The sequence below is a fragment of the Nitrosomonas sp. Nm33 genome, assembly GCF_900107265.1.
Lineage (GTDB): Bacteria > Pseudomonadota > Gammaproteobacteria > Burkholderiales > Nitrosomonadaceae > Nitrosomonas.
This window is the reverse complement of sequence record NZ_FNPJ01000004.1, coordinates 1-24434: the sequence shown is the minus strand read 5'-3', so window position 1 is coordinate 24434 and position 24434 is coordinate 1. Positions and strand designations below refer to the sequence as shown.

The window sequence follows — 24434 nt, the reverse complement described above, 5'->3', positions numbered from 1 at the left end:
AATAACAAAGAGGCAGTTGAAACAGGATTGGAAAGAGTAAGAAGCACTTAGACTTTATAGTTCATCTAAAAGCGATAGTAGGGTAAATTTTGTACAAGGCGTAGCACTATGGCCTGCTAGGTAAGAATTCTCCAGTTAGCGGATTCATTTGATTGATCCGGTTTCCATTCCATGCTGGATATTCAAGACCAGTTCTTTAGCTTCCTGGAAACTTGATTGGTGGCTAACAATAATCGTAACAAAACTCGTTTTATCAGCAGTTCGCCGGCAATGCACGACCAGGTTATAGTCATTGTTAACAAGCGCAACATCATCCGCACGCTCGAGGATTTGTCCTGTTACTGCAGCAGCAACCGCTGTGTATGCTCGATTCAAGCAGTCTTTTTTACTATGGTTCAAGGGTAGAACAGAGTAAAAGAGAGATGGCGAGGCGCTTTCAGCTGGTTTGATTGGAATAATAAACAGCATTGCGCAAATAATCAGTAAGAACCGTATCAAAGTAACGGCTTGCATAGGCATAACACTTTCTCCAGAAATGTGCTTAAAAAGCATTCGAGGTTTGAATCCTGGTGCTCTCTGCGTTTTACGTAGGCATTTCTATCTGGCTGTGGTGCCTATGCTTATTTCTTATCCTGCTAATAGCTTTCTTTAGAAAATTACTCTTCTTTACCCGCAAAATATGAGCGATTTTCTCCTCGATAGTCTGTCAGTAATCCTACCACAATAATAATAATTCCCACGGCAATATAAAAATTTCGAGCGAGAGACTCATCAGAAAAACCCAGGATGAAGGGAATAGCGACCAATACTGGTCCGACTATACGCTCAATCCAGCCTTGCAGAGTAAAGGGAATTAGCTTGATGGCACTAAAGGGAAAACCGGAAACCAAGGTAACAGCAAGATGAACCGCAGCCAACCCATATGCAAGCATTGCGGGTATTTCGCTTAAACCTAATAAGGTGGGCGCCAGTAAAAATATAACGACTGTCAGGAAATCTAAATAGCCATGGTTACGTGGTGAAATTATTTTCATTTTGCTGTTCCTTTCATTGTTGGTTGGTAACAGCCAGCACTTTACTGTAACGCCCTTGTCAATGTCTGTTAGCTAGATAACAGTCGTTTTAGTAAGTTTCGCAGCAAATGAATTTAATCAAGTAATTGTGCATTGATCAATGCTGCATCGTTAATACAAATTTGTTCGCGGGTATAGTTCAGTATTCCTCGATTTCTGAATTCATTCATGATTGTACTGACTACGGAACGGCTGGCACCTACTAAATCTGCCAGCTCCTGCTGAGTGAGGAAAATTTCCAGTGAATATCCATGGCTACATCGTGTTCCAAATAATTGAGCAAGTTCCAGGAGTGTTGCAATAACACGTTTGTCAACTGGCTGGGTAAGAATAGTGCGGAGTTTTCGTTCAATTTGTTGCTGACGGTTAGACATTGCCTTGAAAACAGACCATGACCACTCAGGCCAGCGATAAATCAATTTTTTGAAATCTTCGTATTCGATCCGATAGAACAAGACTTTTCCCAGAGCCTGCGCGCTTTCTTCCATGGCTGGATTAGCACAACCGTGCTGCAGTTGTCCGATGACATCCCCTGACTGTAATAAAGTAAGTGTTAGCTCATTGCCCTGGGCCGTGAGGTAAGTAAGCTTAACGATTCCTGCTTTTATCCAGAAGAAACCAGCGCAACTTTCTCCTTGGCGATAGAGGAAATGTTTATCAGGAATTTCGATTTCCTGAATGGAAGGACATGCTTGCTGCCATTGCTCCAGATTCCATTCTAGAAGCGAATTGAGGGAGCCAGCTGTTGTATGATCGTGTTTTGAGGAAGACATGGATAATGCTGTTTAATAAACAGGTTAGTTCTGGAGATCAGGTACATTAGATATTCAAATAGGAATTATATATCGCCCAGAAGTGATGTTTTATACAAGAATTCTCTAGTTATTGCTGCTAAATGGCCAATTTTATCGGCTTATCATTGGTTTCCCCATAATTGGGCAAGACGCGCATCGCGACCACATTTGCTGCGGTAGTATGAATAACGGATAGGATTCTTGAGGTAGAAATCTTGATGATATTCCTCCGCAGGATAGAATGTTGTGGCAGGTAATATTTCGGTTACTATAGGTTGATCAAAGCGACCGGAAGCAATGAGTGCAGACTTGGATGCTTCAGCCTGCATGTGTTGATGAGCGTCACGATAAAAAATTGCACTGCGATATTGTGAGCCGACATCGCAGAACTGACCACCCGCTGTTAGCGGATCAATCGTCGGCCAGTAAGCAGCAAGCAATTTTGCGTAACTGGTTTTGGTTGGATCAAAATATATCTGCACGGCTTCGACGTGGCCGGTTTTTCCTTTGCTAACCTGCTCGTAAGTAGGGTTTGTTACTGTGCCACCGACATATCCCGAAATGGTCTTGACCACACCAGGAACTTTATCAAAATCTGCTTCTGTACACCAAAAACACCCTCCCGCAAAGATGGCGATCTCTAGCCCCTTTTCTTCAGCTTGGTTTGGGAGTTGAGTGTCAGTATCGGTTAGATCAATACGATTCGACTGTTGGCAGCCAGCAAGGGTAGCCAATATTAAAAATAGCCACATGCCTGCCCATCGGCAATTCTTTCCATATAATTTCGTTAACTCTTTTATGACTTTCATGTTTTACTCCCTGAGTTCAGGGAGCGCTTCTTCTTTAGGGATGAACCGTAGCGCTAATCCATTATTACACCAGCGTTCTCCGCGTGGCGGTGGACCATCATCGAAAACATGGCCCTGATGTCCTCCGCAGCGTGCACAGTGATACTCAGTGCGAGGCCAGATCAGCATGAAATCACGTTTGGTACCCATATGGCCAGAAATGGGCTGGGTAAAACTAGGCCATCCGGTACCACTATCATATTTATGTTTGCTCTCGAATAATGGTAAATAGCAGGCGGCACAAATATAGGTACCCTCACGGTATTCTTTGTTAAGAGGACTGCTTCCAGGGCGCTCCGTGTCTTCTTCAAACAATACTCGGTAAGTCTCTGGTGACAATAAGGGGCGCCATTCTTCGTGCGGTTTATTGAGGGGAGTAACGGTTATCGGATCGATTTTAATTTTCGTGCTCCTGTGTTGTTCAGCAACTAACTCTCGTGAATAGGATGATAGAAAAGGCAATGTTGTCAATGCAACCAACCTTTCCAGTAAAGTACGTCTTTTCATGGGAGATCCTCATTTTTTGAAATAAGCTCGGCAAAAATTTGATTGATAATATAGGGTATGGTTCATGCATGACTGGCTTTTCAGAATAGCTTTTTCAGAAGAAGAGAGAGCACAAGAATGATGGTTAATGTGCCTATTTATGGAGGTGGGCGGGGTTGTAAACTACCCGCCCACCGAGCGGGTTGTTACTAACAGTGAATGCGATTATTGACAGCCTGGTTCTGCAAAAGTCACTTCCCAGTTCATGGAATTACCGCGTTGATCCATTTCGACTCTATATTCATGACCATCAGCTAGAACGCAAGGTATGGTCATTTTACCCGCAGAGAGATCAGCGCGAACTATGGAAGGAGTAAACGATCCCTCGGGTAAGCAGGCACTTACATTGTATTTAACATAATTTGTAGTTGGAACATCATTTACTAAAGTTGAAGTCGCTACATAGGCATCATTCCCTACTACTTTTACATCAAATGCGCCTGGAATTCGTACGCTAGAGGGAGTAGTGGTAGAAGCTGAAATAAAAACGTTATTAACTTCGTCATAGCGGCAGGATAGCTGAGCGGGTGAATCCGGCATAACAGTGAGACTATTGTTAGCTGTCAAAAAAATAGCTTGTCCTTTAAATACTGCCATAGGATCAGCGTGACTCGACATGGATAAAACTGAACCTATAACGACAAGACTTGATGATAAAAACATATTTTTCATACTTTCTCCTAATTTCTCCTAAAAAGTTAAAAGATTCTGAATCCAACTAACTACGCTATTTACGCTATGAGTTTATTTCATGGTTCTCCTTATTTACGTTTGAAGTAGTATCATTAACTAAATTTAGTCAGGAGGGGGCGGTGGCGGACTACCTGGAGGCGGAGGTGGATAGCTGCCCGAAGGAGCGCGCTGAGGTGTCGGCCTGCCACTACTGCTTGGGTATCCTTCATTGACAAAGCGTCCTGGGGAGGGAATGTGATGACCATTGGCATACATGCACTGCATATAAGCTGTATCGTAGCGCTGTTGATTGATATTTCCTGAAGATTGGGCAGCACTGCTTCCAGCCAATCCTCCCGCTAATAAGCCACCCCCTGCACCAATTGCAGCACCTCGCCCACCTCCAAAAGCAGCCCCTGCGATGGCGCCTAATGCAGTTGTAACAGCGGCGGTTTCTACGCCACTCAATATGGACGCGCGGCGTGGTGTTTGACCACTGACTTGTTCGCTGGCAAATTGTCTACAGGAAGAGTCATCAGATCTAAATTGATCAAAGGTTTTATTTGCAGCGGGTAAGACCATTACACTTGGTCCCGTCGGTATGTGAACACATGCTGCTAGCAGCGTAAGTAGCAGCAGCATGGAGAATTTGGCAATTCTAGACATAACTAGATTTCCTTTATGATTTGATTAAGAAGGCTCTGGAGGAATTTTTACCCAGCCATCAGGGCACTTTCTGACATAAGGGTAATACCCTTCTGGATTTCGACAATAGTGCCAGTAATTGGTTTTTGGCTCAGGAGCAGATTGTGGGACATTTTGTTGCTGCATATAAGTCGATTTGCCGGGCAGTGCACTGATCATGGTTATTGGCAATACCGGCGCGGCAACTACTGCAGGGAAACCACCTAACGGATAGTAGCCAAAATGGCTATAGGGACCAGAGCCAACATAACCAAAAGGAACATAACTACTATAAAAACCAATTCCTCCAAAAGAATCGAAACCACGGTAGAAACCAAAACCACTATAAGGCGCGAAGCCATCATATCCATAATAACCAAAGCCGCTGAAAGGAGTAAAAGAATAAAAAGGATCAAGTCCCAATCCTAGGCCGACACCTAGCCCAAATCCAATATCAAAATCATGATGATGGTGATGTTCATGATGATGGCCATGCCAAATACCGTGACTAAATCCATCATTTTGAACCGATTGAACGTTTTGGATATTAATGTTCTGGGTCAAGGAATCACCCGTAGCAACAACATTGGTTTGGATGGATTGATCTACCTGAACTGACTCACCTTCCTGGGTAGGCTGGACTATTTGTGTGGTGTCACCCTTTTGCGTTAATAGCTCTGACTGAGTCGATTCCCCTCTCTGTGTAGGCTGATCATTCTGGGTGGAGCCATCTCCATTAGCAGCTTGATTGACTGGAGCAGATTCATCATTTTGTGTTAATTGATCATCCTGTGTGGCTCCAGTTTCCTGACCAGGTTGACTAGTTTGAGTTGATTCGTCACTTTGAGGAGATTGAGCTGGTTGGGTAAATTTACCATCCTGAGATGCTTGGTCAACCTGGGCAGATTCGTCAGTCTTAGCCGCTCCAGCATATAAATCATCCTGAAAATCACCCTGAACAAGCTCACCTTCCTTAGGGGGCTGATCGAACTCGGTAGATTGATTGTCTTGAATTAAGGTTTTTTCCTGGGAGAACCCTTCGCTTTGAGCAGACCCAAGATCATAGCGAGCGTCATTGTCTACCGCAGAATCGTTTGGTTGCTCAAAATTATCTGCAAAGTCTTCATTCTGGTCAAAGTCACCTCTGAAATCATTCCCACCGAAATCACTCCAAAAATCACCACCGGCATCAAAATCGCTGCCCCCGTAGTCACTTCCAGAATCACCAACGCCATCAAAATCACCTCCGAAATCACCACCGTCAAAGTCGGCATTTTCTCTGTCAGCGGTCCATACCGGAGCTGCCGATACCAATCCAACCAAGGCGATAGTCATACAAATCAGTCTGAATCTTTTCATAGCAATCTTTATTTGAGTTTAATGGAGTTAACCTGGATATTCCGCCAGGCCGACCTGGCGAAATATCCGGGTTAAACAAAATTAATGATCAAATTAAACATTATTTAGTGATTCTCATTATGCTGGGTTCAATTGCTAGCAATCGAGATGGATTCGTTATGCACGATACTGATTGTCATCTTATCGAGCAGATCCTGAATGAAAGCTGAATCTACCGGATTTCTTCAAATATAAGATGACTGTGAGTTATCTTGGCGGTGTCAGTGCGTTCCATGTGCCATGCTCTTGAAGGCTTGCCGCTGCATGTTTCTTAACGAGTTCAGGGTGGGCTTACCCGTTAGCTAGCAAGGTATTGATCAGCTTGGCTTCAATATTTTGATATTGTGGATCTTGATTTCGAGAGGTAGAAGATTTGTACCATGCCGGATTTTGTTGCAGGGTACTAATAATGTCGAGCCAGTTACTGGGTAATTTTTCTGAAGTAGATACAGTAGCAGTATCGATCTGGTCTACATGGTAAGCAGCATGACCGCGATGCATCAGTTTTGACAACAATTGCTGTTGACGGAGATAGAGTATCTGCAGCGTATTTTCATCAACACACAACCATTGTGTACCTTGAATTTTGGCTTTGATTTCCTTGCCGTAGCGTTTGAATGTTGACCAACCAGTGCCAGCAATCGCGCCCAGGGCAGTGGCTGCTCCTAAACTTAATCCACCCACCATCAGATCAATTCCTGCTCCTGTTGCTGCACCTTTGAGTGCAGCGCTGCCAACATCAAGACCATAAGCTTTGAGTACGCCGGGGGCGAATATATCAAGCTGCCATTGGCCATTGCTTACAGGAATTTTTTGGAGAGCAATATCTTTTTCTGAGAAATTAAAAATGGTTAACAAATCCCTTAAACAGCTTTGCTCGGATTTTCTTACAAAATCCTTTAATTTTTGGACGGCGATTGAATTTGTACTACTATCGCTCTGGCTCCGTTTACTTTCCCGATAGCAGGCAACGGACACAATTAGCTCAACGATGCGTTTAGCTGCAGATAGGCAGAGTTGATCCCATACCTTGGCGCGGTAATTGATGAGTTTCTGCAATCGATCATAGTGTAATTCCACCAGGCTTTGTATTTTCTGATACAACCGTTTCTCTGCTTCAAAAGAAAAAGCAACTGTATCGAATTCTAGTGAAGCGTGAATATTAAAAGCGGCCAGTTTTTTTCGCCAGATGGCGAGCTCTGCTGTATGGTCAGCAATAAAATTGAAAACCGGGATGATGGGTTTCATGGCCTTGGTGAGTATCTCGATTTCAATCAGATATTTTTCCAATACAGGCTCGCGCACATCAATAATGTACAATAAGACATCACTGCGTAATATTTGCCTGATGACCTTAGCTTCTTGCTCTAACGGATCATCGATAGTCGTAGCTGCAATAAACTTTTCCAATATTTCAACTGGTGAAAGCGATTTATGCTGCGCGCTGATCGATTTAAGTTGCCTTAACAACGCATGAGAATCCTCAATGCCCGGGGTGTCATGTAAATTCAATATGGCTTCATTATCAGCAAAAATAGTTGCCCGTTCTACATGGCGAGTAGTTCCTGCACCATCTTCAATTTCACCGAATTGAGTGCTTCGCAGCATGGTGCGAATCAGCGAGGTCTTACCGGTATTAGTGTGACCTACAACTGCAACATTTAGCAATGAGTGAATATCCTGGTGTGATGTCTCGTTTGCTGCTTTCATGATTATTGAGTGATGACGCATTCAGCGGAAATAGCGCATGCCTCAGCCGTTCGGAACCATGCGATTTTGCGTGTGTCTGCAACGGGAATGGCTGCGCGGCTACGCAATAAAATCAGCCAGACCCCCCCTGAGGTATGGGTAATCAACTCCCTGATGGTCCGCTGCACGCCTCTATCTGGCAGGCGATGAGCGGCCACACCAATCAGCAACGCACTATCAGATTTTTTGATGATGTTAGTTGCTTCCGAAAACGACGTCTGATCAATGACATTTTTGCTACAGTTCATACCATTTGGCCAAACGATATGATCATCAAGCTCAATCCCAATTGCGAGTGCATTCTGCGGTATTCCCTGGCCAGCTTGTCGGGGAGTAATCTTTTTTTCTATTACTATATTAGGGTCTGCATCGATGACGATAGACTCAAATTCGTGCGCCATTAAGCGTTGTCGTAACGTTATATAGTAAGGCAAATAAAGATCCAGCTTGAAACGATGTTCAGCCAGTTTTTGCATCATCATAGAAACTAGCAGCAATATGAGGCGAGGTAGAATGCCGTAGAGCAATAAGGCTCCCAGCAAAAATTTGGCCCAAGCACCTCTTGTCTCTGCATCTTGGAAAACTGCACCAACCCGGCTTGCTGCAATCTGGTAGCTGTCGGGAGGAATCAACCCCAAAAATTCCATAGGCTTACTCAGCCATTGAGTCAGTTCAGGAAAGCTACTTTCCGGCAGTAATGTGGTTCCCCAAATAAAGTCGTATTGCTTCGCCATCATGAGCAGCACTAGTAAGACTAGGCCAGTCGCTAGATAAGTCAGCCAAAATTGATGAGTGAGGACACTGATACGCCATTTGCCGACTGTACCAGTTAAATTGGTTTCCCACCAGCCGCGTGCGGCAAGTGAAGCAATCGAATCACTTTCCTTTTCCTTATGTCGATAAGGTAACCAGCAAGTCAGCTGAGCGACAACCCCTGCGCTCAATCCTTGTAAATTAAATGAAATGCCTGCCATCCACAGCATGATGGAAATCAAATTAAAGCCAAGCAAAACCGCTAATAACCAGTATATGTTCAGCGTGGAAGACTCGCCAACTGCATTACCCGCTGCCAATGCTCCCAGAATTGCCGCGACCATCAAACTTATTCGGCTGGCACGAATAAACAATTTTTGAGGATGTTGTAATGTTATGGCTAGCGCATTGTCCTGAATCAAGCGCCGAGCACGGCTTGTTAACCGTTTTAGAAAAACAGTGTAATTGAAATTAGAAGCAGCATGGCTTTCCATGTCAGCGATGCTTGCGTATGACAGTGCTTCTGCTTTGCTCGTTTCAATGTGGCGCAATTGCTCTAAACGAACTAAATCAGAAAACGTGGTATTGTTTATTGTCATAACTATTGATTAAAAGAATGGAAAAACAGAGTGTTATTCCTCTTGGTCTGTCAACCTGATTGAAAAGTGAATAGCGATCGATTAATTTGAATTTGAAAAAAGTGCGTATGCCTGTTCCAGTACACAAAAGCATTTAAAAGTACAATCAGAAGAAAGAACTCAATGGAAAAAAGTTACAATTAGCAGTACAAGATTTGTTATCGCCAGAAAGGTTATTGCCATGAAATCAGTTGCAATCTTTAGATTTTCCCCTATCGAAGGACCTGGTTATTTTGCCACATTTCTTGATAACAATCATATTCCCTGGCAGCTAATTAGCATCGACCAGGGAAAGCATCTTCCTGTCAATATTCATCCATTCAGTGGGTTGGTTCTGATGGGAGGCCCCATGAGCGTCAACGATAGCCTGCCCTGGATTGAGCCATTACTTGCTTTGATCAAGCAAGCGGTAATTCATGATGTACCTGTATTGGGGCATTGTTTAGGTGGGCAACTCATGTCCAAAGCGTTAGGAGGTATCGTTGAGGCGAACCCTATCAAAGAACTAGGCTGGGGAAAAGTCAGCGTGGCAGATAATCCAGTTGCCCACGAGTGGTTAGGAGATTTAAAGGAATTTGAATCATTTCATTGGCATGGTGAAACATTTTCTTTGCCTGCTGGAGCAGCGTTGCTGCTTTCCAGCGTTTATTGCCAAAATCAGGCATTTGCATTAGGAATTCATCTGGGGATGCAGTGCCATGTGGAGATGACTGAAGAAATGGTGCGTAACTGGAGTAAAGTCAATGCGGCAGAAATTGCACAGAACCTGGCAAGTCCCGCAGTGCAACCAGCTGAGGCAATGCAAATGGATCTGGAGTTTCGTGTGCCGCTACTGAATACTATTGCTGATCGATTGTATAGCAAATGGATTAATGCATTGAAAAACTGAAGTCAAGTGTTCTAACAGGTTGTTGAAAAACTATCTACGTTGCCGCTGCGGTGTTAAAAACAGGTTCAAAATGCTCATTTATCAGGTATAAACTCCGCTTTTTTTTGCCTGTTTTTGCCTATCATCGACTGTCTCGAATACGTTTTTCAATAGCCTGCTAAGCGCAATTTTTGTTTCTGTAGATAATGCAAATTAACCCTAAACAAATCCTATTTGTTCGTGGTGCTGTTGTGGATGTAGATCGCTGCTACTCTAAATCGACAGATTGGGAGGTGCAAGGCTGTTTAAGCATTACTCGGCGCCAAGATAATCCCGGCTAATGGTGGCAGAGTGATCATGAGGGAATCTGCAAAGTCCAACCAGGATTCTCCAGTCGTGATAATCCAGCCAGCATTTCCTATATTACTGCCGCCATAATAAATAGAGTCACTATTAAATATTTCTTGGTAGGAGCCGCTAAAAGGAACACCAATACGGTATTTCACGCGCGGCACTGGCGTAAAATTTAATACGATCAGCCTAAACGAACCATCCTGCGCGCGGCGCAGATAGCTAATTACAGATTGATCTGCATCATGACAATCAATCCAGCTAAACCCTTCCGCGAAAAAATCAAGCTGATGCAATGCGGGTGTATTCATATAAAGATGGTTCAGGTCATGCAAAGCCATCTTTACGCCACGATGAAACTCATGTTCTAGCAAATTCCAGTCAAGCCCTTTACTAACTTGCCATTCAGATCCATGAGCAAACTCGTTCCCCATGAAATTAAGCTTTTTGCCAGGACAAGTCAGTTGGTAGGTAAACAACAAACGCAAGTTGGCAAATTTCTGCCAGGCATCTCCCGGCATTTTGGCTAACAAGGAGCCTTTGCCATGCACCACTTCATCGTGTGATAATGGCAATACAAAATTTTCGGTGTAGGCGTATAGTTGATTGAAAGTCAGCTCATTGTGGTGATAGCGACGGTGGATAGGATCAAATTTCATATAAGTGAGCGTGTCATTCATCCAGCCCATGTTCCATTTCATGGAAAACCCTAATCCGCCTACGTAAGTGGGGCGTGATACTGCTGGCCAGGCGGTAGATTCTTCCGCTAAAGTGATTGCACCGGGAAACTCTTCATGTACCATGATATTTAACTCGCGCAGGAAATCTATCGCATCGAGATTTTCCCGGCCACCGTATTTATTGGGTAACCATTCTCCTGCTTTGCGTGAGTAGTCGAGGTAGAGCATTGAAGCTACCGCATCAACGCGTAATCCATCGAGATGGAATACATTTAACCAATAATGTGCGCTCGATAGTAAAAATGATTTCACTTCATTGCGCCCGTAATTGAAGATAAATGTTCCCCAGTCTTGATGAAATCCCAGACGAGGATCTTCATGTTCGTACAGGGCAGTGCCGTCGAAGCGGGCTAAGGAAAAGGTATCCTGTGGGAAATGGGCTGGCACCCAGTCCAGGATAATTCCGATGTTTGCTTGATGACAAGCGTTGACAAAAAATTTAAAATCTTCTGGTAAACCATAACGACTTGTTACTGCGAAATAACCTGTTGTCTGATAGCCCCAGGATTCATCGAGTGGGTGCTCTGATATCGGCAATAATTCAACATGTGAATAACCCATTTCGAGTAGATAGGGGATCAAGTGCTGGGCAAGCTCACGATAGGTATAGAAACGTCCATCTGGATGCCGCTTCCATGAACCTGCATGGATTTCATAGATATTCAGCGGCGCATGTAGCCAGTCCCAGTTAGCACGTTTTTGCAGCCAGTCTGCATCCTGCCAAACAAAATTTTCTGCCAGTGGAGTACGGGCTGCATTGCTGGGGCGCAACTCATGGTAATTTGCGTAAGGATCTGTCTTAATCAGGATCTCGCCAGTATCACGATTGCGAATCTCATATTTGTAAAGGGTGCCACTCGGTAAGCCAGGAATAAATAGTTCCCATACGCCACTATGAGGATGAACAGCCATCGGATGTATTCGCCCATCCCAACGATTAAAATCACCCACTATGCTGACCCGTTCAGCATTGGGTGCCCAGACTGCAAAGCGGATACCAGCAATTCCATCAATGGCTACTGGATGTGCACCCAAGGTTCGATAAGCCTGGTGCAGATTGCCTTCATTGAATAAATACAAATCATGATCGGAAATTTGCAAAGGAAAAGCATAGGCATCATATAATTCACGCACAGCTCCCATTGGAGTATTTTCTTCGATCCGCAGGAGATAGGGGCGTACCGGAAGTGTTTTGCCACGCCATTCAAAGATACCGTCATCCTGTATCCGCCTCATTGACTCAAAACCATTGGCTGTCTGGATCCATGCATTGGCAGCATAAGGCTGAAATACTCTTGCTACCAACTCATCATCCTGCTCCTTATGCAGGCCCAGATAATCAAATGGATTATGTAATCGTGCGGCCAGCAATGCTTCTCGCAATGAATCGGTATTTATATGTACAAGTTCAGATTTCATAGGCTTAAATCGTAACTAACAAGAGAACAAGAGGCCGTTATGTCTGGAAATGACAATTAAGATCCAGTAAGATGAGATCGTATAAATACAATAGATTACATATTACAGCTCATATTTTAAAGTAGCGAAGCTTGATCGTGGTAAATATGTAACATTTACTAGATTATTTTATTTTCTATGGTGGGTTGCCCGCGTTGCGATTGATGTATTGGTTACCCTTGTCAAGTAGATGGATCTTCTCAGATCGGGAGATATTGAATGCTTACACATAATGCGCTTGCATTAATACTGGCAGGCGGACGTGGCAGCCGTTTGCATCATCTAACAGACTGGCGTGCTAAACCAGCGGTTCCGTTTGGCGGTAAATTCCGCATTATAGATTTCCCACTGTCCAATTGTGTCAATTCGGGTGTGCGGCGTATTGGAGTTCTTACTCAATACAAAGCGCAGAGTCTGATTCGCCATATCCAGCGCGGCTGGAGTTTTCTTGATGGGCGATTCAAAGAATATGTTGAGCTTTTTCCAGCGCAGCAGCGAACTGAAGAAACCTGGTATCAAGGTACCGCAGATGCTGTTTTTCAGAATCTTGATATCTTGCGTTATCATGATCCTAATTATGTTCTGATATTAGGTGGCGATCATGTTTATAAAATGGATTACAGTAGAATGCTTGCCGAGCATGTAGAAAGAGGAGCGGACATTACTGTTGCTTGCTTGGAAGTGCCGCTGGAAGAAGCCTCTGCTTTTGGGGTTATGGCTGTAAACGATAAATGGCATGTTACTAATTTTACTGAGAAACCAGACAATCCCGCACCCATGCCAGGACAGCCAGATCGTGCATTGGTTAGTATGGGTATTTACCTCTTTAATGCTTCATTTCTGTTTGAGCAATTGATTCGCGATCACGATGATAGTCAATCCTCGCACGATTTTGGTAAAAATTTAATTCCATACCTGGTCAGCAATCATCGTGTTTATGCGCATAGCTTCCAGAGCAGTTGTGTCAATATGGCTGCAGGTGTTCCTTACTGGCGCGACGTGGGAACAGTGGATGCATACTGGGAAGCCAATATTGATCTTACGACAGTAACGCCTGATCTGAATCTATATGATGAAGACTGGCCGATCTGGACCTACCAAGAACAATTGCCGCCTGCTAAATTTGTTTTTGATGATGAGGATCGACGAGGGCATGCACTTGACTCTATGGTTTCAGGAGGTTGTATTATTAGTGGTGCAACTATTCGTCGCTCATTATTATTTTCCAATGTTCAAGTTCGCAGTTATGGGGTCGTCGAGGACTCGGTCGTGCTCCCCAATGTAGACATAGGTCGGCACGTACATTTGAAGCGAGTAGTCGTTGAAAAAAACTGCGTCATACCCGAAGGATTGAAAGTTGGATTCGATCCAGAAGAAGATAGTAAGCGATTCTATGTAACAAAAAAGGGGATAACACTCATTACGCCGGAAATGCTAGGTCAAAGCATACACTATATTCGTTAAAGAAAATCTAAAAAGAGGGGGGTAGTAGAAGGTAATGCAAGCCTGAGCTCATTATCATGGTAGCAGAATAGGCATTGTATACTATGGAATGTGCCAATATATTGCCCTTACTCATGTATTTAGATTTCTTTTAAGTAATTAGACAATCTGCTTTTAGGTCATGAAACCACTGAATCTCGTTTTACTATGGCACATGCACCAACCCGATTATCGGGACCATGAAACAGGTGAATTTGTGCTGCCGTGGGTATATCTGCATGCAATCAAAGATTACACTGACATGGCGCATCATCTCGAACAACATCCTCGTGTCAAAGCGATCGTCAATTTTGTGCCAATATTGCTGGATCAAATTGAAGATTATGCTCAGCAGTTTACACAGAAAAAAATACGGGATCCATTATTGCGCTTACTTGCTATTCCTGATCTGAATAGGATCACGGTAAATGAACGCTTGGCTATATTGAATAGCTGCTTTCAGAGCAATCATGCCACCATGTTGAAACCTTACCCACCCTATCAACATTTGCGTGATTTGTACGATATGTTGAAAGGGCACGGGGATAAGGATTTAATCTATGTTTCCGGTCAGTACCTGGCTGATTTGTTAACGTGGTACCACCTTGCATGGATGGGGGAAAGTGTGCGGCGAAGTCATGAGATCGTGGTAAAGCTCATGACGCAAGGTAAAAATTTCAGCTATGCAGATAGATTGCAATTATTCAATCTTATTGGAAAACTTATCCAGGAATTGATTCCACGTTACCGTGAACTTGCTGCCAAGGGTCAAATCGAATTATCAACTACGCCTCATTTTCATCCGCTGGCCCCCTTACTGATTGATTTCTCGTCAGCTCGTGATAGTCTTCCTGATGCTACTTTACCTTCGAATGCAATCTATCCAGGGGGGCGTGAACGCGTTACGTTTCATGTAAAAACAGCCATCAATAGTCACAAGCGGCGCTTCCATATGCAGCCTGCGGGTATCTGGCCTGCTGAGGGGGCCATGTCAAAAGCTCTGCTGGATATCTTCATGGAATTGGACTGCCAGTGGAGCGCCAGTGGTGAGGGTGTATTGGTTAACAGCTTGCATAAATCGTATCCGGATCAATCTTTACCAGATCGGGGTAACTATCTTTACCGTCCCTACCGGGTATCGGATGAAAAAAAAGGGATATTTTGTTTTTTTCGTGATGACAAATTATCCGATATGATCGGATTCGAATACTCAAAATGGTTTGGACGCGATGCAGCAGAGAATTTTGTTCATACGCTTGAAAAAATTCATCAGGAGGTGCAAGCGGTTACGTATCCAATTGTAAGTGTCATTCTCGATGGTGAAAATGCTTGGGAATCTTATCCTTATAATGGTTACTATTTTCTTACTGATCTTTACGATTTACTTGAAAATCACTCGTTCATTCAAACAACGACTTATCGTGACTATATTGTGAATTTAACTTATACGCAGGCTGAAACCAAAATTTTACCTGCGCTAGCAGCAGGAAGCTGGGTTTACGGCACTTTTTCAACTTGGATAGGTGATCATGATAAAAATTTAGCCTGGGATCTATTGTGTGCGGCTAAACAGAGTTATGATCTTGTAATGAAGAGCGGGCGTCTGACGGATGAAGAGAAATTATTGGCAGAACAACAGCTTGCATCATGTGAGAGTTCGGACTGGTTCTGGTGGTTTGGTGATTATAACTCTCCACAGACAGTTGCTAGCTTTGATCAACTGTTTCGCAAAAATCTTGCCAACCTCTATCGTTTGCTGAAACTGCCTGTGCCCGCAATCGTGCTTGAGCCTATCAGCCGTGGTGGACGATATACTGGAGTGATTGAAACGATGCGGCGTTCATCGTAAGTCTAGTTAAGTTGAAAAGAATGGGCTCCAAATATATAAATTATTTTAATAAAAATAAGAAATATATAGTTTAGGAGCTTCAAATTATCCCTAGCACAGAATGAGTGAAATTTAGTGATGTCTCAGTCTATATCTTTACTATTTGGTGTTCATGCGCATCAGCCGGTTGGTAATTTTTCTGAAGTTTTGGTCGATGCACATGTGCGTTGCTATAGGCCTTTTTTACAGGTTTTGTATCGCTATCCAGATTTTAAGTTTGCTCTCCATTTTTCAGGATGGTTACTTGATTTCCTGTTTGAGCATTACCCCGCTGATATGGCTTTGTTACGTGATATGGTCATGCGGGGACAAGTGGAGCTTTTCGGTGCGGGAGAAACTGAACCAATATTAGCAGTTATTCCCAATCGGGATCGTATCGGGCAAATCGAGACTTTTTCCAGGAAGTTAGAGAACAGATTCGGGCAGCGTCCTCAGGGTGCTTGGCTGACCGAGCGAGTATGGGAATCAACAGTAGTGCCCGCGCTGGTAGACTGTGGTATTCGCTATGCAATCGTAGATGATTATCATTTTATTTGCGCAGGTAAAACCAAAGCGGAGCTCAGTGGTTTTTTTACCACTGAAGAAGACGGTCGCGTGCTGGATCTTTTTCCTATTTCTGAAACACTTCGCTATAAGCTACCTTTTTCTCCAGTGCATGAAGCGGTGGCGTATATCGAGTCCCTGGTTGAAAACTCAACGACAAACAAAGGTATTGCCGCTGTTTATTTTGACGACATCGAGAAATTTGGCATCTGGCCTGAGACCTATCAGTGGGTATATGAGAATGGCTGGCTTGAGCAATTTATTCAGGGCGTACTTGCTTCTCCCAAAATTTTTCCTCGGCATTATCATGATTATCATGCTTTAGAAAAATCTCATGGAATAATTTATCTGCCGACTACCTCCTACATTGAGATGAATGAGTGGACGCTCCCTGCTGGGCCAGCTAATGCTTATACTGATCTGGTATCCCAGGCAAAAGCAGCTGGCTGGTATGAACATAATAAATCGTTTCTACGAGGGGGTATCTGGAAAAACTTTTTTACTCGCTATCCCGAATCGAACTGGATGCACAAGCGTATGCTATCCCTTTCTGCCCGTTTTGCTGCGCTGCCAGTAACACAGTCTACTAATGCGATGCGACAAAAACTGTATGCAGCACAGGCCAATGATGCTTATTGGCATGGCTTATTTGGTGGTCTGTATCTCCCTCACCTACGACGAGCTATATACAATAATATTGTCGAATTGGAAGCTTTGCTGGATGCCTGTGCGCCACGCCCTGCTTTTTTTATCGAAGACACTGATCTGGACGGTGTGGAAGAGGCTTATTTGCATAATGGAATGCTCCAGGTTGTAGCTAAACTCGATGGAAGTGCGAGCATATGTGAATTTGATGCCTATCTGCTTAAGCATAATTTTGGTGACACGCTGCGTCGCCAAATAGAGCATTACTACTGCAAAATACAACCAGATGCGCATGAAATACCAAAACATAACAGTGCAGGAATTGTGTCTGCGCATGATCGGATCAATTTCAAGGATCAAATTACCCTTTCTGACTTAGAGATTGACATCCATGCGCAAAACTTATTTTATGACAGCCTAAACAGGGTATCGCTGATTTATCAGCTCGAATCACATGATGAGTGTCGTATCCGTTTCGTGTCCAAAACTGATCAATGTCAAGTAGTTAAGGAATTAGAGCTTTCTGGCAACCGTATTTTAGTTTCATATGACTTGTCTGGGAATTTGGCGGGTCATATGGAAACCGAGATCAATTTAGCTATGCCCAGTTGCGATGGCTCAGGTGGATGTTATGTTAAAGATGAATCGACGGTGTTGGGCGGTTTTGGACGAGTTCTGGATTTAGCTGATGTAACTAACATTGCAATGGAAGATGTTGTTCTACAAGGTGCATTGTTGATTAGTACGTCTGTTCCAATCAGATTATATGCGCAGCCTCACTTTTCCGTATCTCAATCGGAAGGAGGCTATGAAAAGATCATGCAGGCAGTCAAATTAAAGTTGATCTGGCCAGTTACTGAGCGAGAATTAATTATTACTCTGGAAGTTAAGGGGGAATAGCATTCGGAGAGAAAGTCGGCTATCTAATCTAATTTATAGCACTAACCAAAAAGCTATACATAGATTGATTTTATGCAGGGTGTCAGGGGGTATCGCATTATCTGGTAGCGAACTCAATTAATCTTTGCAAAGTAGTAACAAGGTGTAAAGATGAAACAATAAGCTGTAAATTTTTTGATTGGCATATAATTCATTGAATTTGCAAACAAATAATGAATTTAAGCTTGTTATGTTCGCTGATTGAAAAATCTTTTTGCAAAAAAATGATTCAAAAGCTTGACGAAAAAATTAGGGTCTGTATAATTCGTTTCTCTGTTGCTTGAGACGAAATAAAAAACGAAAGCAACAAGCTCTTTAAAAATAAACAGCCAATAAATGTAGGCGCTTAGTAAATATTATTGATTTGGTTAACAAATTAATAACTAAGAGTATACAAGGTGATTAGTATGTTAATGCTAAATATATACTAAAAGCTGAGCAAATAGAATTAAATTTAACTGAAGAGTTTGATCCTGGCTCAGATTGAACGCTGGCGGCATGCTTTACACATGCAAGTCGAACGGCAGCACGGGGGCAACCCTGGTGGCGAGTGGCGAACGGGTGAGTAATACATCGGAACGTATCTTAAAGTGGGGGATAACGCATCGAAAGATGTGCTAATACCGCATAATCTCTGAGGAGGAAAGCAGGGGATCGAAAGACCTTGTGCTTTTAGAGCGGCCGATGCCTGATTAGCTAGTTGGTAAGGTAAAGGCTTACCAAGGCAACGATCAGTAGCTGGTCTGAGAGGACGACCAGCCACACTGGGACTGAGACACGGCCCAGACTCCTACGGGAGGCAGCAGTGGGGAATTTTGGACAATGGGCGAAAGCCTGATCCAGCCATGCCGCGTGAGTGAAGAAGGCCTTCGGGTTGTAAAGCTCTTTCGGTCGGGAAGAAATAGTTGTGGCTAATATCCGCAACGAATGACGGTACCGACATAAGAAGCACCGGCTAACTACGTGCCAGCAGCCGCGGTAATACGTAGGGTGCAAGCGTTAATCGGAATTATTGGGCGTAAAGGGTGCGCAGGCGGTCGTATAAGTCAGATGTGAAATCCCTGGGCTTAACCTGGGAATTGCGTTTGAAACTATATGACTAGAGTGTGACAGAGGGGAGTGGAATTCCATGTGTAGCAGTGAAATGCGTAGAGATGTGGAAGAACACCGATGGCGAAGGCAGCTCCCTGGGTTAACACTGACGCTCATGCACGAAAGCGTGGGGAGCAAACAGGATTAGATACCCTGGTAGTCCACGCCCTAAACGATGTCAACTAGTTGTCGGATCTATTTAAAGATTAGGTAACGTAGCTAACGCGTGAAGTTGACCGCCTGGGAAGTACGGTCGCAAGATTAAAACTCAAAGGAATTGACGGGGACCCGCACAAGCGGTGGATTATGTGGATTAATTCGATGCAACGCGAAAAACCTTACCTACCCTTGACATGCTCGAAATTTTGCAGAGATGTGAAAGTGCCCGAAAGGGAATCGAGGCACAGGTGCTGCATGGCTGTCGTCAGCTCGTGTCGTGAGATGTTGGGTTAAGTCCCGCAACGAGCGCAACCCTTGTCACTAATTGCCATCATTAAGTTGGGCACTTTAGTGAGACTGCCGGTGACAAACCGGAGGAAGGTGGGGATGACGTCAAGTCCTCATGGCCCTTATGGGTAGGGCTTCACACGTAATACAATGGCGCGTACAGAGGGTTGCCAACCCGCGAGGGGGAGCTAATCTCAGAAAGCGCGTCGTAGTCCGGATCGGAGTCTGCAACTCGACTCCGTGAAGTCGGAATCGCTAGTAATCGCGGATCAGCATGTCGCGGTGAATACGTTCCCGGGTCTTGTACACACCGCCCGTCACACCATGGGAGTAATTTTCACCAGAAGCAGATAGTCTAACCGCAAGGAGGGCGTTTGCCACGGTGAGAGTTATGACTGGGGTGAAGTCGTAACAAGGTAGCCGTAGGGGAACCTGCGGCTGGATCACCTCCTTTCTAATGAAATATTGCTAAGCGCCTACAATTTATTGGTTGTTTAAAAAGTTAAAAAAACAAATAAGATACGATGCGAAAGGTTGTGCTAATATAGGATCCTTTATGGGTCTGTAGCTCAGTTGGTTAGAGCACACGCTTGATAAGCGTGGGGTCGGTGGTTCAAGTCCACCCAGACCCACCAAATAGGGGGTGTAGCTCAGCTGGGAGAGCACCTGCTTTGCAAGCAGGGGGTCATCGGTTCGATCCCGTTCACCTCCACCATACTATGTTTTAATTTTAATGAAAAGAGAGAAATCTCGTAAAATCATTAGAGGTAAGCTCGTATCGTATCTGATTGTTTATTTTGACTATGCTCTTTAAAAAATAGAAGAAGTAGATTAAAAGTAGATTGTATATCAAACAGATTCAGAACTAAGAAAAGCTGAAATCTAAATATTAATTAGGTTAATAAAATTAATATTTGTTTAAGCATAAGATATTATCGGAAGAATTGGATAATACTTGAAATTCTGGAGTTGTGTATCAAGAAAAAGAAGTTCTCAAAATTATAGGGTCAAGCAAATAAGTGCATGCGGTGGATGCCTTGGCGATTACAGGCGATGAAGGACGTGGAAATCTGCGATAAGCTTCGGGGAGCTGATAAACAAGCTTTGATCCGGAGATCTCCGAATGGGGAAACCCGGCCCGCAAGGGTCATCCTCACCTGAATTCATAGGGTGAGTGAAGCGAACCTGGCGAACTGAAACATCTAAGTAGCCAGAGGAAAAGAAATCAACCGAGATTCCCAAAGTAGTGGCGAGCGAAATGGGATGAGCCATCAATCTTTAGCATTAGGATTAGTCAAATCTTCTGGAAAGTTGAACCGTAGAGAGTGATAGTCTCGTAGGCGAAAATTTTAATGTGGAACTAGGGTTGAAAAAAGTAGGGCGGAACACGTGAAATTCTGTCTGAAGATGGGGGGACCATCCTCCAAGGCTAAATACTCGTAATCGACCGATAGTGAACAAGTACCGTGAGGGAAAGGTGAAAAGAACCCCGGGAGGGGAGTGAAATAGATCCTGAAACCGCATGCATACAAACAGTGGGAGCCCTGTATGGGGTGACTGCGTACCTTTTGTATAATGGGTCAGCGACTTACATTCAGTAGCAAGCTTAACCGAGTAGGGGAGGCGTAGCGAAAGCGAGTCTTAATAGGGCGATTGAGTTGCTGGGTGTAGACCCGAAACCAGATGATCTACTCATGGCCAGGATGAAAGGAAGGTAACACTTCGTGGAGGTCCGAACCCACTAATGTTGAAAAATTAGGGGATGAGCTGTGGGTAGGGGTGAAAGGCTAAACAAATCTGGAAATAGCTGGTTCTCTCCGAAAACTATTTAGGTAGTGCCTCATGTATAACCTTTGGGGGTAGAGCACTGTTATGGCTAGGGGGTCATTAAGACTTACCAAACCATTGCAAACTCCGAATACCAAAGAGTTCGAGCATGGGAGACAGACATCGGGTGCTAACGTTCGGTGTCGAGAGGGAAACAACCCAGACCCTCAGCTAAGGTCCCAAAGATATAGTTAAGTGGTAAACGAAGTGGGAAGGCATAGACAGTCAGGAGGTTGGCTTAGAAGCAGCCATCCTTTAAAGAAAGCGTAATAGCTCACTGATCGAGTCGTCCTGCGCGGAAGATGTAACGGGGCTAAACTATACACCGAAGCTAGGGATTCGCACGTAAGTGCGGATGGTAGGAGAGCGTTCCGTAGGCCTGTGAAGGTGATTTGTAAAAATTGCTGGAGGTATCGGAAGTGCGAATGCTGACATGAGTAGCGATAAAGGAAGTGAAAAGCTTCCTCGCCGAAAACCCAAGGTTTCCTGTGCAACGTTAATCGACGCAGGGTGAGTCGGCCCCTAAGGTGAGGCAGAAATGCGTAACCGATGGGAAACTGGTTAATATTCCAGTACCTTTACATAATGCGATGCGGGGACGGAGAAGGTTAGCTCAGCCGGGTGTTGGATGTCCTGGTTGAAGCGTGTAGACATGCTGCTTAGGCAAATCCGGGCGGCTAAGTTGAGACGTGATAACGAAACACTCTTCGGAGTGCCAAGTGAGTAATACCATGCTTCCAGGAAAAGCCGCTAAGCTTCAGTTATGTAAAGACCGTACCGTAAACCGACACAGGTGGGAAGGATGAGAATTCTAAGGCGCTTGAGAGAACCCAGGAGAAGGAACTCGGCAAATTGACACCGTAACTTCGGGAGAAGGTGTGCCTTAAGTAAGTGAATCGTTTCGCACGAGGAGCTGAAAGAGGTTGCAATGAAATGGTGGCTGCGACTGTTTAATAAAAACACAGCACTCTGCAAACACGAAAGTGGACGTATAGGGTGTGACGCCTGCCCGGTGCCGGAAGGTTAAATGATGGGGTGCAAGCTCTTGATTGAAGCCCCGGTAAACGGCGGCCGTAACTATAACGGTCCTAAGGTAGCGAAATTCCTTGTCGGGTAAGTTCCGACCTGCACGAATGGCGTAACGATGGCCACACTGTCTCCTCCTGGGACTCAGCGAAGTTGAAATGTTTGTGAAGATGCAATCTACCCGCGGCTAGACGGAAAGACCCCGTGCACCTTTACTGTAGCTTTACATTGGATTTTGACAATGCTTGTGTAGGATAGGTGGGAGGCTATGAGATATGCTCGCCAGAGTATATGGAGCCGTCCTTGAAATACCACCCTGGTGTTGTTGAGGTTCTAACCTAGATCCATGATCTGGATTGGGGACCGTGTATGGTAGGCAGTTTGACTGGGGCGGTCTCCTCCCAAAGGGTAACGGAGGAGTACGAAGGTACGCTAGGTACGGTCGGAAATCGTGCTGATAGTGCAATGGCATAAGCGTGCTTAACTGCGAGACTGACAAGTCGAGCAGATGCGAAAGCAGGTCATAGTGATCCGGTGGTTCTGTATGGAAGGGCCATCGCTCAACGGATAAAAGGTACGCCGGGGATAACAGGCTGATTCCTCCCAAGAGTTCATATCGACGGGGGAGTTTGGCACCTCGATGTCGGCTCATCACATCCTGGGGCTGTAGCCGGTCCCAAGGGTATGGCTGTTCGCCATTTAAAGTGGTACGTGAGCTGGGTTTAAAACGTCGTGAGACAGTTTTGTCCCTATCTGCCGTGGGCGTTGGAAATTTGAGTGGGGCTGCTCCTAGTACGAGAGGACCGGAGTGGACGTACCCCTGGTGTACCGGTTATGACGCCAGTCGTATTGCCGGGTAGCTAAGTACGGAAGAGATAACCGCTGAAAGCATCTAAGCGGGAAACTTGCCACAAGATTAGATTTCCCGGGGAGTAAATCCCCCTAAAGGCTCGTTGAAGACTACAACGTTGATAGGTCGGATGTGGAAGCATAGTAATATGTTAAGCTAACCGATACTAATTGGCCGTGCGGCTTGATCCTATAATTTTGAGAATAAGTTATTGTTTCTTATTGTTATTTCTTGATAGAAAAATTTAATTAAAAGTTTATTTGTTTTAATCTACTTTAAAACATAAAAGGTTATGCTTGGCGGCAATAGCGCTTTGGAACCACCTCTTCCCATTCCGAACAGAACCGTGAAACGAAGTTGCGCCGATGATAGTGTGTTATCACATGTGAAAGTAGGTCACCGCCAAGCTCTCTCATTTTTATAAGTCATCTGATCTGGAAATAATCAGATGATTAAGTATCATTCATAATTAATGCTCCTTATCGATTTAATACATGCTTTGTATAAATTGTTTGATTCGTTTAAGCGACATTCCATCAAAATAAAATATCAAAAACTTTTAGCGCTTAATCAATACTTTGCTAATTAAGCGGCATTGATACTCTCAATCAGCTGTAATTTATGAAAGTAAAGATTAACACTGTTATTAATCTGATTATTGCTAAACGCGGGTAATCAGACTAAGCAGTTTGTATTACTCTTACGGAGTAGGACAAAGAAGTTTTATCAAAATTACTGAAAATACACTTTTGATGTCAAATTTGACATCAAGAATTGTATAATTCAGATCCTGTGCTTATTTCTTTTGAAAAAGATTATTATTAGGGCTTGAACGTTTTATTCCTAAAGGTGAAAAGCTCTGCAACTAGCGTCTAATATCCTTAAATCAATCATCAATCTATACTTCATAACAGCCACTAAGAAGCTGTTTGGAAACTCCTGCTCTAGGTTAATCGCCTCGACATAATACGGGTCATAGCGATGTAAATCCAAGTTTCATCTGTACGCGTTAGGCACTCGTAGCTTTTGCTAAGTCGGCGCGAATGATTAAGCCAGCCGAAGGTACGCTCGACTACCCGGCGACGGGGCAGCAATGTAAATTTCCTGGCTTCCCTGGGGCGCA

General features: G+C 44.1%; 16 protein-coding genes, 2 tRNA genes and 3 rRNA genes. 9 read left to right on the top strand and 12 right to left on the bottom strand.

The features are described 5' to 3' along the window. Positions 1–144: 144 nt before the first annotated feature. The 10 genes from BLV54_RS01485 to BLV54_RS01440 form a co-directional block, all read right to left on the bottom strand. On the bottom strand, positions 145–519 hold the full coding sequence (locus tag BLV54_RS01485) for a hypothetical protein (protein ID WP_090566729.1): 375 nt from the start codon (positions 517–519) through the stop codon (positions 145–147). A 137-nt stretch (positions 520–656) separates the two neighbouring features. Beyond that, entirely contained in the window at positions 657–1034 is a 378-nt protein-coding gene (locus tag BLV54_RS01480; protein WP_090566726.1) for an SPW repeat domain-containing protein, read from the bottom strand. Between the two features lie 113 nt (positions 1035–1147). Continuing rightward, positions 1148–1846, bottom strand: a complete 699-nt coding sequence (locus BLV54_RS01475) for a Crp/Fnr family transcriptional regulator (RefSeq protein WP_090566723.1) — start codon at positions 1844–1846, stop codon at positions 1148–1150. A gap of 143 nt (positions 1847–1989) precedes the next feature. Then, positions 1990–2676, bottom strand: coding sequence for a peptide-methionine (S)-S-oxide reductase MsrA (gene msrA / locus BLV54_RS01470; protein ID WP_256329026.1), 687 nt, complete (start codon positions 2674–2676; stop codon positions 1990–1992). Between the two features lie 3 nt (positions 2677–2679). Further along, positions 2680–3222 (bottom strand): peptide-methionine (R)-S-oxide reductase MsrB, encoded by a 543-nt coding sequence (msrB, locus tag BLV54_RS01465; protein ID WP_090566720.1) that lies wholly within the window; start codon positions 3220–3222, stop codon positions 2680–2682. A gap of 204 nt (positions 3223–3426) precedes the next feature. Further along, a complete protein-coding gene (locus BLV54_RS01460; RefSeq protein WP_090566717.1) occupies positions 3427–3933 on the bottom strand; it encodes a hypothetical protein in 507 nt (168 codons plus the stop codon). A 123-nt stretch (positions 3934–4056) separates the two neighbouring features. Beyond that, on the bottom strand, positions 4057–4599 hold the full coding sequence (locus BLV54_RS01455) for a hypothetical protein (protein ID WP_090566714.1): 543 nt from the start codon (positions 4597–4599) through the stop codon (positions 4057–4059). 24 nt (positions 4600–4623) lie between these two features. Continuing rightward, the gene (locus BLV54_RS01450) at positions 4624–5952 is read right to left on the bottom strand and encodes a hypothetical protein (protein WP_090566711.1); all 1329 of its coding nucleotides are present in this window, start codon (positions 5950–5952) and stop codon (positions 4624–4626) included. Positions 5953–6306: 354 nt separating this feature from the next. After that, positions 6307–7725: a DUF3482 domain-containing protein gene (locus tag BLV54_RS01445; RefSeq protein ID WP_090566708.1), complete on the bottom strand. Its 1419-nt coding sequence runs from the start codon at positions 7723–7725 to the stop codon at positions 6307–6309. Positions 7726–7727: 2 nt separating this feature from the next. Continuing rightward, positions 7728–9116: a DUF2868 domain-containing protein gene (locus tag BLV54_RS01440; protein WP_090566706.1), complete on the bottom strand. Its 1389-nt coding sequence runs from the start codon at positions 9114–9116 to the stop codon at positions 7728–7730. A gap of 220 nt (positions 9117–9336) precedes the next feature. On the opposite strand from BLV54_RS01440, the gene BLV54_RS01435 reads away from it, so the two are divergent. Then, positions 9337–10044 (top strand): type 1 glutamine amidotransferase, encoded by a 708-nt coding sequence (locus BLV54_RS01435; protein ID WP_090566703.1) that lies wholly within the window; start codon positions 9337–9339, stop codon positions 10042–10044. 284 nt (positions 10045–10328) lie between these two features. Here the strand turns inward: BLV54_RS01435 and glgB are convergent, their stop codons facing one another. Continuing rightward, complete coding sequence (glgB, locus tag BLV54_RS01430) at positions 10329–12533, bottom strand: 1,4-alpha-glucan branching protein GlgB (protein ID WP_090566700.1); 2205 nt, start codon at positions 12531–12533, stop codon at positions 10329–10331. Between the two features lie 258 nt (positions 12534–12791). Here glgB and glgC point away from each other — a divergent pair, with 258 nt between their 5' ends. The 8 genes from glgC to rrf all read left to right on the top strand — a co-directional run bounded on the left by glgC (position 12792) and on the right by rrf (position 23719). After that, entirely contained in the window at positions 12792–14036 is a 1245-nt protein-coding gene (glgC, locus tag BLV54_RS01425; protein ID WP_090566697.1) for a glucose-1-phosphate adenylyltransferase, read from the top strand. A gap of 160 nt (positions 14037–14196) precedes the next feature. Continuing rightward, positions 14197–15903, top strand: a complete 1707-nt coding sequence (locus BLV54_RS01420; RefSeq protein ID WP_090566694.1) for a glycoside hydrolase family 57 protein — start codon at positions 14197–14199, stop codon at positions 15901–15903. Between the two features lie 117 nt (positions 15904–16020). Further along, a complete protein-coding gene (locus BLV54_RS01415; protein WP_090566690.1) occupies positions 16021–18030 on the top strand; it encodes an alpha-amylase/4-alpha-glucanotransferase domain-containing protein in 2010 nt (669 codons plus the stop codon). 494 nt (positions 18031–18524) lie between these two features. Next, a 16S ribosomal RNA gene (locus tag BLV54_RS01410) occupies positions 18525–20062 on the top strand. Positions 20063–20166: 104 nt separating this feature from the next. Beyond that, positions 20167–20243: transfer RNA gene (locus BLV54_RS01405), tRNA-Ile, on the top strand. Between the two features lie 4 nt (positions 20244–20247). Next, positions 20248–20323, top strand: a tRNA-Ala gene (locus BLV54_RS01400). A gap of 290 nt (positions 20324–20613) precedes the next feature. Next, a 23S ribosomal RNA gene (locus BLV54_RS01395) occupies positions 20614–23502 on the top strand. 104 nt (positions 23503–23606) lie between these two features. Then, positions 23607–23719 (top strand): 5S ribosomal RNA (rrf, locus tag BLV54_RS01390). Together the 16S, 23S and 5S rRNA genes with 2 tRNA genes alongside form the textbook arrangement of a ribosomal RNA operon. A gap of 536 nt (positions 23720–24255) precedes the next feature. Here rrf and BLV54_RS01385 read toward each other — a convergent pair. After that, a partial coding sequence (locus BLV54_RS01385; RefSeq protein ID WP_143032384.1) for a transposase occupies positions 24256–24434 on the bottom strand: 179 nt, incomplete at its 5' end.